The following is a 13504-nucleotide window of genomic DNA, read 5'->3' as shown; positions in this document are numbered from 1 at the left end:
AAAAGACTTAACCCGCTTTCGATTCAGCTTGTTGAGCTGACCATTCAGCCAATGTTTCAGGGCTAACTGGATTTGCGATTGGATCAAGGAAAACAGGCACAGGACGCTCTGCTTCATCGTTATAACTGGTGGTAAATAAACGAACACGGTTTAAACAAATTTTGGTGTAGGTTGGGCGCAACATGGCAAACTTTTCAGCACGTTCAGCCAACTCAGGATGTTGTTGGTTAAACGCAACAATGGTGTTGGAAATGGTCTGCCAGAAATCCTGTTCTGAATATTCTGGGTAATCTTGCAAGAACACATTACAGATATAGCGGTAATGCACCATGAATAGACCAGTGAAAATAAAATGACTTAAATCGGCAGCATCATGGCGCAGTAACAAATCACCTTCAGATGGCAATTGAGCCAACTCAGGGAAATCTTCATCCACCAAATTGATGTCATCAATAAAGTCTTTTAATACCAATGCTTTTGGCACACCATTTTCATGTACCAACATGGTGTTTTCACCATGCGGTGAAAAAGCTAAGCCATAGCGATACAGACACAGTAATAACGGGCTTAAACACACTTGAGCAAACTGCGCCAACCATGTCAAAGGACTTAGACCTGATGCTTGAATCAGTACACTCAGGATTGATTGACCTGAAATATCCCGATGCAATAAGGCTGCTTGAGAGAGCACTTGCTGTGATGGATCAACATAGCGATCGACACTTTCACGCCACAAGCAACCAAACAACTCTTTAAATTGGTAAGGTGCACCTTCAATTCGGTCAAAACATGGCTGATGAATGGTTAAGGTTGCCACTTCACCCAAGAAAACTACACCAGTCTTCTGCAGGTCTTGATCTTGCTGATGGATTTGCTTTAACCATGCCGTCACAGCTGGTGCTGCAAGATTACGTTTTGAAGGTAATCCGCGGTAAACAGCGGTATTAAAAATACTGACTGGCAGTTTAATGTAATGACGTTGTAGGTTCGATGTATTGCATAATGTACGAATAGACTGCATTGGCACATAGCTATCTTGGCTAATATTGAGCTCAATGATTTTCTGGTCGACAATTTCATTGGCATAGGTTGGAACCAGCCATTGATGCCATTGCCAAGCATGTACAGGAATCAAAAAGTAATTTTGAGGGTCGAGATTTTTTTCTTTCAAAATTTGGATGAACTGTTGCAGCTCATTGGCATCAAATTCATGTTGATATAAACCACAAGCATCCCATTGTTCTGTACTGCGGAATTCTGCTAGATCACGATGTACAGCCAACCAGAGTACTTTGACTTCTGGTGAGAGTTCAGGTGCCGACGTCAGATAATCATCATAACCAAAGCCCATGCGGCCTTTACTCATAATCAACCAAGGGTGACCACGCAACATCCCTTCAACTTTATAATGTGGTTCAGTCAGTACTGCAGTGCTTGGTAGGCGTGCTTCATTAAACAGATGTGCTTCTGCCAACCAAGTATTATTCATTTCCTTAATCAAATACGCTTTGGTGAATGGCTTTACATTGGAACTGTCAGCCATTGCAACAATAAACTCATGTAAATTCCAGGCAGGTTGGTCACTCTGCTGACCCTTGCTTACATCACGTACCGAGCCGTCCTGAATATTCCAGTGCCCTAACAAATATTGATGGCCTTGAAACTCATACTGACGATTGCCCAGATCTAAATGATAACGTCCTGCGGATATGGCTTTCACTTCAATAATTTCTTCATATAGAAACTCTGCAATCGCCATTTCAATGAGACGCTGTCCAGCGGCACGCCATTGCTGCTGATTAATTTTTAAAGTTGCAAAGTTCATATCAATTTCTCATAAGTTGAATGTACAGACACAGTTTGTGTACGTGTATTTGCACAACGACTACCTGCATGCGTTGTAATCGTGCTCTGTTCTGTTTTCTTTAAAATAGAGTGGTTTTGGCTCACAGCTTTTTCAGAAACACCATCGACTGAAAGTGCTTGGTCATCTGCCATTTGGATTTTAGGATTCTGAGTGAGCTCAAAATGCTGGAAGGTCTGCGCCTGCTGAGCAAGTTCATAAAGCGACTCACCAAGCAACTGATTGATAATTGTCGCTGCACGATAAGCACCCAGCCCTAAGTCTGGTGTACCGACACCATGGCTATGCATTTCCTGATTTTGAACAAAAATATGGCCATTCAGATGATGTAAAACGCGATAGTCTGCTGTGATTTGCCAACGCTGTTTATGATCAAACTCAATATAAGGTTTCAGCAACTGCATAAAGTCAAAGTCAGGCGTAACGTAACCTGTTGCAGCAACCAGGAAATCACAATCTAAGTGGAAAGCCTGTGCCGTGGCACGATGTTGGAAATGCAGTCGAATTTTTTGCGTATCTAATACTTCTGCATCTTTCAAATCAGATTGGCTATGTAAATGTGTCTGCAAACTTTGACCCGCAATGCTACGGTGATACAATTTTTTATAGATTTCGCGGATGGTCTTTGCACTAATGCCTTTGTATAACAAAGACTGCAGCTGCAATTGCTGTTCTTTCTTCTCAGTTGGCAAAGTATAAAAATGCTGTGCATAGTCTGGGCTAAAATGTTCCAGTCCCAATGGTGCATATTCCATCGGGAAGAAGCCCTGAGAACGCGTAAACCAGTGTAGGTCGAACTGATGATTGGCGGTATCTTGCTGCTCATCAAACAGATCAATAAAGACTTCGGCAGCAGATTGCCCTGAACCAAGTACCACCACATCGCCGTGTAAATCTGTATCGACATGCGTCATATATTGCGCAGAATGCAGACATTTTTGTGGTTGCTGTTGCTGCACTTTGGCCAAACATTCAGGCAAGTAAGGCACATTTCCACTTCCGATGACCAAGTTACGGCATAAATAACTGTGCTGAACACCCTCAGATTCCACCACAACTTTAAAGCCAATGGTTTGAGGTTCAATCTTCAAAACACGAGATTGGTATTCAATACAATCCAGTTGCTCTGCAACCCATTGGCAATAGTGGTTATATTCAAAGCGTGGAATATGCGGCTGTTCCAAAAAGTAAAACTTATATAAACGCTGCTGATGACGCAGATAATTCAAGAAGCTGAATGGACTAGTTGGATCAACCATTGAGACCAGATCCGCCATAAACGGCACTTGCAATATCGTATTGGGTAACTGCATTCCCGCATGCCAGTCAAACTGAGCTTTCTGCTCGAAAATTGCATAGTTCAGTGTGCTTTTATTATGTAGCAGGCTGGCCAGACTCAGATTAAATGGCCCTAGACCAATTCCAATAAAATCAAGCATAACTGACATCCTTCTGTGAAATACGCAGCGGATTTGGCAGTTGTACATAGACAGATTGATTTTCAACTGGTGCGATGAGCTCATCTAGCTCATGCAAACGTGTCAGCAAATTACCTTTATAAGGCAGTGTTGAATTAAACAATAATCCCTGCAACAAGGTACTGTCTGGATATTGCTGCAATTGCTCCTGCAAGAAACTTGTTAAATGTTCGAGCAATTCATCTTCAGTAATATAGCCTGTTGCGCCAATGGCATTGATAATGCCAAACAAGGTATTACCAAAGAAATAATAACTAAAACGTTCATCGACAAAATCTTTAGGACCAACGGCAAATGCTTTTTCTTTCAGTTCAGGCAGTGCTTGCAGAATTTCGGTTGCAAACTCTTCAATATAATAAAAACCTTGGTTATCACGTAACCATAAGGTTTTAGGGAAATGATTCTCTAACTCCAACAGCACATTCTGCTGATGTGACTCAAAAGCCATGCCATAACGATGGTATAGATACATCAACGGTTGCAAACTGACTTCAAGGAAGCGGTTAAACCAATCCAGAGCAATTTCTGAAAAATCGGTTTCATGATGTGCTTTTGCAATTTTTGCGAATAAGGTATTAAAACGATTTAGAGGCTTATCTGGATGATCCTGACATAAGGATGCAATACATGTGACTTGCTGATGTGGATGGAATGGCTGATCTCGGAAAATACAAATACTTTCATTCACCACTTCATCATCAATTTTTAAAGCAATCCACGCTGGGTCATTCACCGCTTTTAAGCTTGGGCACTGCTTTAAAATATTCTGACCAAATTCACTGTGCCATAGACGGTGGGTTAACTCACCACGGTGGCATTCTTTGGCTAAGTTCACCCGAATCGAGTTGGTAATCATCACTGAAAGTGATGGTTTTACCATCCATGGTGCATTAAAACTCGCCAGTGTTCGGATCGATGTTGTTGGCGAAAATTGCCAGCCTCTTAAGCCTACATCAATTAGCTGCCCCGTTTGTTTTAAACGTTCAAACCAAGGCTTACTTTGCAAATAACGGGCTTGCCAAGGATGCAATGGAAGCAATTTATATTCAGTATGGATTTTTAAGAGATTAAGATCATTTTCAGACAAATACCACTGTAACGCTGTTTTGAGTTGAGCTGAAATACTTTCATCCGTAGCGCTGCCTTCTGAAATATAGTCCTGATGCACTAACCAATAATGCAATTGAGTCTTGCCTTTGTGTTCCGGTGAAAACTTTAGCCAATCTTCATGCACAAAACCTGTTCTACTTTTTGGTGCTGGGTGCATACTATGCCCCAGAATAAGCGCCTGCTCAGTTTCAATGAAACTCTGACCTGCTTTAACCAAATCATCAAAATCGGTCTCACGTTGTACTAAAAACTGTTGCAGTGCATCACGACTTTGAATCCACTTCTCTACTAAAGATGCAGCATCTAATGGAATAGACGATTCAAAAACGAGTTCTTCAAGCAATAACCCGACGATTGCAACAGGACTAAATGTCTTGATTTGACCATGAATAATAACTTGTGGAACATCTGCTAAACGGTGTCGCCCGACTCGACTGACATAAGATAAAGGGAAATTACATTGTGCTTGAATAGAATGTATTGGGATTGATAACAGCGTCAAACCTTGGCTAAACGCTTGTTGTTGCGGACTTTGCTGATTTTTATTAAGCAAGTGACCTTTGCCAGTTTCTTGCGTATATGCGTTGACGAAGTGTTGTATCGCCAACCGATTGGCAAGTGATTGCATCTGTCGGTATCCTCTTATAAAGAGAGAGTTAATTTTTTTTCGAATGTTTTGAGCTCTAAACAAACCTTATTACAATGTTATTCACTGCAAATGAGATTTAATTAATGATAATTATTATCATTAATAATAGCAATTACAAATATGGCTTGATTTTTCGCACTTAATACTTTGTTTTTTATGGTGAAAAATTCATTTAGATCAAGAAAAATACAAAAGATAATAATTCTCATTATCAATTATTTTAATTATAATTCATTCTTTTATTGTTTTTATAAATCAAATAAAAAGGGCTTTATGTTTTAAAGCCCTTTTTTTAAAAATATTAACAATCTAAAACATCTGAAAACGTAGCTTCCAGTAACTTAGCTAGATCAATTGGGTTAAGACCAATGTCCAATCCCCTTTTTCCACCACTTACATAAATCTTGTTTAATGATTTCGCTGTTTCATCAATTACGGTTTTGAGTCGTTTTTTCTGCCCTAGAGGACTAATTCCACCTACCAAATAACCAGTTAAACGTTCAGCATCTTTTGGATTAGCCATTTGTAACTTCTTACACCCTACTGCTGATGCAACTTTTTTTAAATTTAATTGATAATTCACTGGCAAAACGGCGATGAAATAATTTTTTTCATCGGTGACCATTAACGTTTTGAATACTTCATCTACATTTAGATTGAGTTTTTCTGCGGCTTCTAAGCCAAAACTTTTTGCATTTACATCATGTTCATATTCATGAATTGTGAATGCTATTTTATTTTTTTTTAATAACTTACAAGCTGGAGTCATTTCTTTTCAGTTCTTTGTTTAAGCGATTAAAGTAGTATAAGTTTAGCATTTAAAAATTAAGGATTAAATTTACTTAGGCTATTTTGAGATAAATCTATTCTTGATAAACACTCAATTACCCTCATATATTTGCTAACAGTAAACAGAATGAGCTCAAGCAACGATGAGTTATAAACATAATAATTTGATGGCAATGCGTCAAAATTATTGGGATGATGAGTCATCTCCTACTGTGCAAGAAGAGAAAATTTTTCTTCGGAATACTTTGATTGAAGAAGGTATTTTTAAAGATGCGACTTTAGACGACACCAAGTATTTTTTCTTTACATTACCCAGTATCATTATTGTGAAAGCTCATGCTTTAGGCTTTCATCATAGTTATGTAAAGCGTATGTTGATTGCTCATATTCATACTAATCGTGCAGCTTTAATGAGAAAATCGACTCTAAAAATTCAGTTTAGGATTTAGGACATTTGTATAGTAAAGCCAACTTTGAAAGTTAAATTTTACTTAGGCTATTCTGATTTATTGACCTAATTCACAAATTTAGACTGATAATTCAAGAGATTGAACTATTTTAATACGTTCAAAAGCTGTAATATCCGCTACAATTTAAGTCTCGGCTTTCAACCCTCCGATTTCAGCATAGGATTTTTCTTTCATGTCAGATCAGAACGATAAGCTTAAGAATCTAAAAACCTCCTCTGTAGATCGTCGCTTATCTATTGCAAAAGCCTCTTTACTCGCTGGAACACGTTGGGCGACTGCTAGCGCTACTTCAATTTTTTCTAGTGAAGAAGAAAAAGAGAAAAAGCGTAAAAAAGCCATGGCTGAACAAGCTCATTATTTAGTTTCTGAAATAGGAAAACTAAAAGGATCAATCGTAAAGATTGGTCAAATGATGGCTTTATACGGCGAACATTTCTTACCTGAAGAAATTACACAAGCATTAAATACATTGAACAATCAAACTGTCGCACTTGCTTGGCCTGCAATCAAAGCTCATTTGCAAGAACAGTTAGGTTCAAAATTAGATGAACTCACGATTGATCATGAACCAATCGGTACAGCTTCACTTGCCCAAGTTCATCGTGCGACACGTAAATCAGATGGTTTAGAACTAGTTCTTAAAATTCAATACCCTGGTGTGGCGGAAGCAATTGATTCTGACATGAATTTATTTAAGAACATGCTTAAACTCACACGTATGGTGCCACAAACTCGTGAATTTGATCAGTGGTTTGATGAAGTTCGTGAAATGATGCATCGAGAAGTCGACTATGGCATCGAAGCCGCAACGACGCGTCGATTTGCTGATCGTTTAAAGAATGATCCACGCTATGTGGTACCAGAAATCGTAAATGAATTTTGCTCTGATAAAGTGTTGTGCATGACCTTCGAGCGCGGTGTACCAATCAATAGTCCGGTAATGCTTTCCCTCCCCCAAGAACGTCGTAACCAATTAGGCGAAGCTTCTCTGGAAATTGCAGTACGTGAATTATTTGAATGGGGGGAAATGCAAACTGATCCGAACTTTGGTAATTACCTTGTTCGTTTGGGCAACGGCGATGATGTAAAGGATAAAATCGTTTTACTTGATTTCGGGGCGATTCGTCAATTTGATGACAACTTACTTGCTGTAGCACGGAATCTTATTCATGCAGGCTATGACCATGATAAAACTGCAATGGTCAAAGCTATGACAGGTTATGAGTTTTTTGATGGAATGCCAGAAAGTATAAAACCTGGTATGGCAGATGTGTTCTTGATTGCGACCGAGGCCTTTAGTTGCCCAAGTAATAATCCGAATATGCCAGCTGGTGTAATGGATGACCAAGACCGCTACGATTGGAAAAAAAGCCAACTCCATAGTCGTGTAATGCAACAAGCAGCACAATCAATGGCATCACGTTATTTCTCTGTTCCACCAAAAGAATTTATGTTTATTAGCCGTAAGTTTATTGGTGCATATACGTTTATGACCGTGATCGAAGCAAAGACAAATGTACGAAAAATGATTCGTCAGTTTGCATAAGCGCTATACCTAAAGTCATTTTGACCAATCTGATTTGTCAGTTTGGTCAATTTTTTTAAAATTTATTTTCCTGATATTTTTTTTATTCATTTAAAAACAATAATATAAAATCCATATACGAATCATTTTACCCTTTATCTTTCTTAATTTAGCACGTCAAACAAGACATAGTTTTTTTGACTAGAGCATGTCAGCATAATTTTACAACCATCCTCTAGGATAAAATCATGTCGAATATGATGAATAAAGCTCAAGGCTTTGGGCTATCTTTGATCACTAAAATCGCAGGAAGCGAAGTATTAGATCAACTCAAATTAAGAAAATTTGTAGAGAAATCATTATATCAAGGATCAAAAACAGGTTTTAAAGTACTGAATAAAACACAAAAAGCTTTTAAACCACAAGCAATTGATAAGCAACGCCTCCCGAATCAAGTTAATAAAAATTTGTTTGATCTCAGCCTTACTGAAGAACAGCAAATGACTGTCGATGCAATGTCTCAATTCGCTGAAGAAGTTTTATATGCTTTAGCGCATGAAGCTGATCATCAAGCACAATTCCCAGAACAACTTTGGCAACATTTGGTCGACTTAGGTTTGAACAACTATGCTTTACCTGAAGCATTAGGTGGTGTTGCCGCTGAACAAAATATTGTGAGTAATATACTAATCGCAGAAAGTTTAGCTAAAGGTGATTTCAGTTTAACAGCAGGTCTGCTCAGCACATTTAGCGTTATTAATGCAATTACCCGTTGGGGTTCAACACAAGTTCAATCGATGTATTTGCCTGTGTTTGCTGAAGATACTGACGTTACCGCAACATTTGCATTTCAAGAAGCGACTCCTGCATTTAATCCATATCAGTTAAAAACAACTGCAACTGAAGCAAACGGTCAATTCTACATTACAGGTGAAAAAACCTTAGTTATTCTAGGTGATACTGCGGATGTATTCCTTGTAAGTGCCGAGTTTAACGGTCAACCTGATATTTTTGTTGTGCAGTCAAATGAAACGATTGCAATCAAAGCTAATCCAGCAATGGGATTAAAAGCAACTGAAACAGCAACACTTCACTTCAATCAAACACCAGCTTTACGCTTAGGCGATGCTGATTTTGATTACACTGCATTTGTCGACCTTGGAAATTTAATGTGGTGCGCCATGGCGATTGGTACAGGTGAAGCAATCAAAGCTTACTGTATTAAATATGCAAATGAACGTACTGCTTTTGGCGAACCTATCTCTCATCGTCAAAGTGTTGCTTTCATGATTGCCGATATGGCCATTGAAATTGATGCCATGCGTATGTTGGTTTTAAATGCGGCAAGCTTGGCTGAAGCTGGTAAACCTTTCCATCGCGAGGCCTATCTTGCTCGATTACTTTGTGCCGAAAAATCAATGAAAATCGGTACAGATGGCGTTCAAATCTTAGGTGGTCATGGTTTTACCAAAGAGCATCCTGTAGAGCGTTGGTATCGTGATCTACGCGCAACCGCTATCTTACATTCTGGCTTACATGCTTAATTTTGGAGAATAAGAATGAACTTACAAAATCCGAAAAAATTTAAAATGTTGATTGATCAGGCGCATGAAACAGCATTGAATGTATTACGCCCTATTTCACGTAAATATGACAAAGCAGAACATGCATATCCAAAAGAACTCGATATGCTCGCTGCGCTATTAGATGGCATGAATGAAAGTGGCGAAGGTGTCGGTGCAGCCAATGCGAGTAAACGAGGTACAGCGAACCCAGATGCCATTGTGAATGGCGGCAACATGTCTGCAGCGCTTGGCATTATTGAAATGTGTTATGGTGATACAGGCTTACTGCTCAGTATGCCACGTCAAGGCTTAGGCAACTCTGCCATTGCAGCAGTTGCAAATGATGAACAACTTGAACGTTTCAAAGGGACTTGGGCTGCTATGGCAATTACTGAACCTGGTTGTGGTTCAGACTCAGCGGCTATTCGTACAACAGCAACCAAAGATGGTGATGATTACATCTTAAACGGTGAAAAAATCTTTGTCACTTCTGGTGATCGTGCAGACTCGGTTGTGGTTTGGGCAACCTTAGATAAAAAACTTGGTCGTGCAGCAATCAAATCTTTCGTCGTGCCAAAAGGTACGGCTGGCATGAAAGTAGAACGCCTTGAACATAAACTGGGAATTAAAGCTTCTGACACAGCCGTGATTAGTTTTATTGACTGTCGCGTACCTGCTGCAAATTTATTGGGTAATCCAGAAATTGATGTTGCTAAAGGTTTTGCTGGTGTTATGGAAACTTTTGATAACACTCGTCCACTTGTTGCAGCCATGGCAATCGGTTGTGCAAAGGCATCTTTAGAACGTATTAAAGAAATTTTTAAAGATCAGCTTGATCCAGACTACAAAACGCCTTATTTGCAAACATCAAATTTAGCTGCTCAAATCTACCGTATGGAAGCTGAGTGGGAAGCTGCTCGTCTACTTATGATTAAAGCCACATGGATGGCTGACAATAAAAAGCCCAATTCTAAAGAAGCTTCCATTGCTAAAGCAAAAGCTGGGCGTGTAGGTAATGAAATTACTCTCAAATGCGTCGAATTAGCTGCAAGCGTGGGCTATGGTGAAGATGAGTTATTAGAAAAATGGGCACGTGACTCAAAAATCCTTGATATTTTTGAAGGTACACAACAGATTCAACAGCTCATTATTGCTCGTCGTGAATTGGGTAAATCTTCGAGTGAATTGAAATAAATACCCATTTAAACAAAAAATTTAAAAAGGACGTTATTTACGTCCTTTTTATTTTCATATAGCGCGCTATCGCATCGTCACAAACTCTTCGGCTGAGGTAGGATGAATTGCAACAGTATTATCAAAGTCTTTTTTCGTCGCTCCCATTTTTAAAGCAACAGCAAAACCCTGAAGAATTTCATCCATTCCAAAACCGATACCGTGGATACCGACAATTTTTTCATTTTCACCCACACAGACTAGCTTCATTTTGGTCGGCTGACGATGTTGCGTAATGGCGCTATACATCGCAGTAAATGATGAATTATAAACTTTCACAGCTTGCTGACCATATTTCTCAATCGCTTCTTGCTCTGTTATCCCTACTGTTCCAATCGGAGGATGGCTGAAAACAACCGTTGGAATATTATCGTAATCTAAATGCTCATCTGGCTTATGATTGAATAATCGCTCAGACAATTTACGACCCGCTGCAACTGCGACAGGTGTAAGCTCCATTTTCCCTGTAATATCTCCCACCGCATAAATGCCTGTTTGGGATGTATTCTGGAATTTATCGACTTGAATATATCCTCGATCATCGAGCTGTATATTGGCTTTTTCTAAATTCAAGCTCGCCGTATTTGGCTCACGGCCTGTTGCCCAAATTAAGCAGTCGACAGTATGACTTTCACCATTTTCTAAATGAAGCACTACAGAGCCATCGGCATTCTTGGTGATTTTTTTAGGAACAGCTTGTGTATGTATAGTAATTCCATCTGTTTGCATCACTTCAACCAAAGTTTCACTCAAGAAAGAATCAAAACGTCGAACAGGTAGATCTTTACGAATAAATAATCCAACTTGTGAACCTAAAGAATTGAGTACCCCTGCCAACTCAACTGCAATATAACCCGAACCAATCACGGCAGTAGTTTTAGGTAAAGCCGTTAGTTCAAAGAAACCATTCGAATCAATGCCATATTCAACACCATCAATATCAGGCAATGATGGCTGTGTCCCGGTTGCAATCAGGATATGATCTGCTGTGAATTTCTCACCGTTGACTTCGATAGTATTTTTATCAATAAAATGAGCCGCACCATGAATAAGATCAATCTTATTATTACTTAGGCTATTTTGATATGACTGATGAATACGATTGATGTAAGCCTGTCTATTGTTAATTAAAGTCTGCCAATCGAAAGATTCAACTTTACTGTTAAAGCCATAATCAGGACCATATTTTTGAATTGATTCAGCAATATGTGCTGCATACCACATGACTTTTTTAGGCACACAGCCGACATTGACGCAGGTGCCACCTATTTCATCTTTCTCAATGAGAGCACATTTTTTTCCATACATTGCAGCACGGTTAACTGATGCAATTCCACCACTACCACCACCAATCGCAATATAATCATAATGTTTTGTCATTACTGCCTCATAGAACCAATTACAAAATTATTTTATAGGTATTAGATATACAGCAACGAAGTTCTGAATCCTTATTTTGTTAAAGTTTTAATACAAGAAAATAAAAAAGCACTGAGGATAAATCATCAGTGCTCTACTTTTGGGAAAGTTTTAAGTTATTCGGCTGCCACGGCTTCAACTGAAGTTTCAACTAAAGATTGATCCACTACACCAAATTTCTTAAATAGTTTTGCACGACGTTTTGGATAGATATTGGCTTTATTCAAATCACCTTTGTAGTGATCAAATACACGCTTATCCATCATTTTTGACCATAGTGGTGGAATTAATGCTGGTAATAACATTGTTGCATAACCACTAGGTAATTCCGGTGCTTCATCAAAATGGCGCAGTGCTTGGAATGGACGTGTTGGATAAGCATGATGATCTGAATGACGCTGTAATTGATACAAGAATAAGTTGGTCACAATATTGTTATTATTCCAGCTATGCTCTGGCATCGTACGTTCATATTTACCATTTTTATCTTTTTGACGTTTTAAACCATAATGTTCAATATAATTAATGATTTCAAACAAGCTAATACCGTAAAAAGCTTGAGTCGCTAAATAAGGAATTACACCTTTACCAAATAATCCAATCATTGAACCATGAAAGGCAGCACTCATTCCCCAGCCTTGCAATAATTCATTTTCAGTTGACCAGAATTCTTTACCTTTACGTTTCAAACGATTGGTTTCAATTTCAATAGCCGATTTAAAAGAACCAATTACTGTACGTGGCCAGAACTCATAGAATGTTTCACCCATTTGTGAAGATGCTGGATCTTCAGGTGTCGCAGCGCGTTTATGGTGTCCATACGGATGTTCTACACGAAAGTGATTATATCCTGTTGGCACAAGAGCAAGATGAGAAAGAATATGATCTATACGATCATGTTTATGGCTAAGCTCATGTGCAGTATTGATTGCGATACCATTGATCGCACCCATTGAAATACCCAATAGGATTTTATCGATAAACGAAGTTTCTTTACGGCTAGATAAATAACATGCGTAAAAATTAGCTGCATATTGTAATGGAAGAAAGCTTTTCACTAAGCGTGAATAATACGGATCTTTTTCAAGTAGTTTAATATCTTCATCAGTTGGGTTATTTGCATCTTTTCCAATCAATGTGTCAATTGCTGGAATAACGATGTGCAAAACAATTGGCCCACCTAATGCAAAGATTTTTTTCAATGGACGAGGCGCAAATTGATAACCTGCTAAAATACCAATGCCAATTGCAGGTAAAGCTGGGCTAATTGCCCATAAATAACGTTTACGATCCAATTCAGTTTTCGATTTTGGAATGCTTACTGGCGTAAGTTCTTGCTCAACATTTACTGGTGCATTCATCATCTTATCCATGTCTTTGTATATATATGTATATTTTGATG

At 38.7% G+C, this 13504-nt stretch carries 10 protein-coding genes; 4 read left to right on the top strand and 6 right to left on the bottom strand.

What is annotated here, in order from left to right; translation table 11 throughout:
• Window positions 1–7: 7 nt before the first annotated feature.
• From AAV96_RS13020 to ybaK, 4 genes are all read right to left on the bottom strand, one after another.
• On the bottom strand, window positions 8–1825 hold the full coding sequence (locus tag AAV96_RS13020) for an IucA/IucC family protein (protein ID WP_046739607.1): 1818 nt from the start codon (window positions 1823–1825) through the stop codon (window positions 8–10).
• Window positions 1822–3303, bottom strand: coding sequence for a lysine N(6)-hydroxylase/L-ornithine N(5)-oxygenase family protein (locus AAV96_RS13015; RefSeq protein WP_046739606.1), 1482 nt, complete (start codon window positions 3301–3303; stop codon window positions 1822–1824). The genes AAV96_RS13020 and AAV96_RS13015 overlap by 4 nt, the downstream gene beginning before the upstream one ends.
• Window positions 3296–5080 carry an IucA/IucC family protein gene (locus tag AAV96_RS13010; protein ID WP_046739605.1) on the bottom strand — a complete coding sequence of 595 codons (1785 nt, stop codon included), beginning with the start codon at window positions 5078–5080 and terminating at the stop codon, window positions 3296–3298. Before AAV96_RS13010 ends, AAV96_RS13015 begins: the two co-directional genes overlap by 8 nt.
• Window positions 5081–5402: 322 nt before the next feature.
• The gene (gene ybaK / locus AAV96_RS13005; protein ID WP_046739604.1) at window positions 5403–5870 is read right to left on the bottom strand and encodes a Cys-tRNA(Pro) deacylase; all 468 of its coding nucleotides are present in this window, start codon (window positions 5868–5870) and stop codon (window positions 5403–5405) included.
• 163 nt (window positions 5871–6033) lie between these two features.
• On the opposite strand from ybaK, the gene AAV96_RS13000 reads away from it, so the two are divergent.
• The 4 genes from AAV96_RS13000 to AAV96_RS12985 all read left to right on the top strand — a co-directional run bounded on the left by AAV96_RS13000 (window position 6034) and on the right by AAV96_RS12985 (window position 10644).
• On the top strand, window positions 6034–6339 hold the full coding sequence (locus AAV96_RS13000; protein ID WP_004662048.1) for a hypothetical protein: 306 nt from the start codon (window positions 6034–6036) through the stop codon (window positions 6337–6339).
• Between the two features lie 193 nt (window positions 6340–6532).
• Window positions 6533–7906: an ABC1 kinase family protein gene (locus AAV96_RS12995; RefSeq protein ID WP_005216053.1), complete on the top strand. Its 1374-nt coding sequence runs from the start codon at window positions 6533–6535 to the stop codon at window positions 7904–7906.
• A gap of 236 nt (window positions 7907–8142) precedes the next feature.
• Window positions 8143–9429, top strand: a complete 1287-nt coding sequence (locus AAV96_RS12990; protein ID WP_171249157.1) for an acyl-CoA dehydrogenase family protein — start codon at window positions 8143–8145, stop codon at window positions 9427–9429.
• A gap of 15 nt (window positions 9430–9444) precedes the next feature.
• Window positions 9445–10644 (top strand): acyl-CoA dehydrogenase family protein, encoded by a 1200-nt coding sequence (locus AAV96_RS12985; protein WP_046739602.1) that lies wholly within the window; start codon window positions 9445–9447, stop codon window positions 10642–10644.
• A 66-nt stretch (window positions 10645–10710) separates the two neighbouring features.
• Here AAV96_RS12985 and gorA read toward each other — a convergent pair whose 3' ends face one another.
• Window positions 10711–12063, bottom strand: coding sequence for a glutathione-disulfide reductase (gene gorA / locus AAV96_RS12980; RefSeq protein ID WP_046739601.1), 1353 nt, complete (start codon window positions 12061–12063; stop codon window positions 10711–10713).
• A 155-nt stretch (window positions 12064–12218) separates the two neighbouring features.
• Window positions 12219–13463 (bottom strand): alkane 1-monooxygenase, encoded by a 1245-nt coding sequence (locus AAV96_RS12975; protein WP_046739627.1) that lies wholly within the window; start codon window positions 13461–13463, stop codon window positions 12219–12221.
• Window positions 13464–13504 lie beyond the last annotated feature (41 nt).

It is taken from the genome of Acinetobacter sp. AG1, assembly GCF_001005525.1.
In the GTDB taxonomy this organism is placed as follows: domain Bacteria; phylum Pseudomonadota; class Gammaproteobacteria; order Pseudomonadales; family Moraxellaceae; genus Acinetobacter; species Acinetobacter modestus.
Note: the sequence above shows the minus strand (reverse complement) of the source record. Positions and strands in the feature narration are given on the sequence as shown.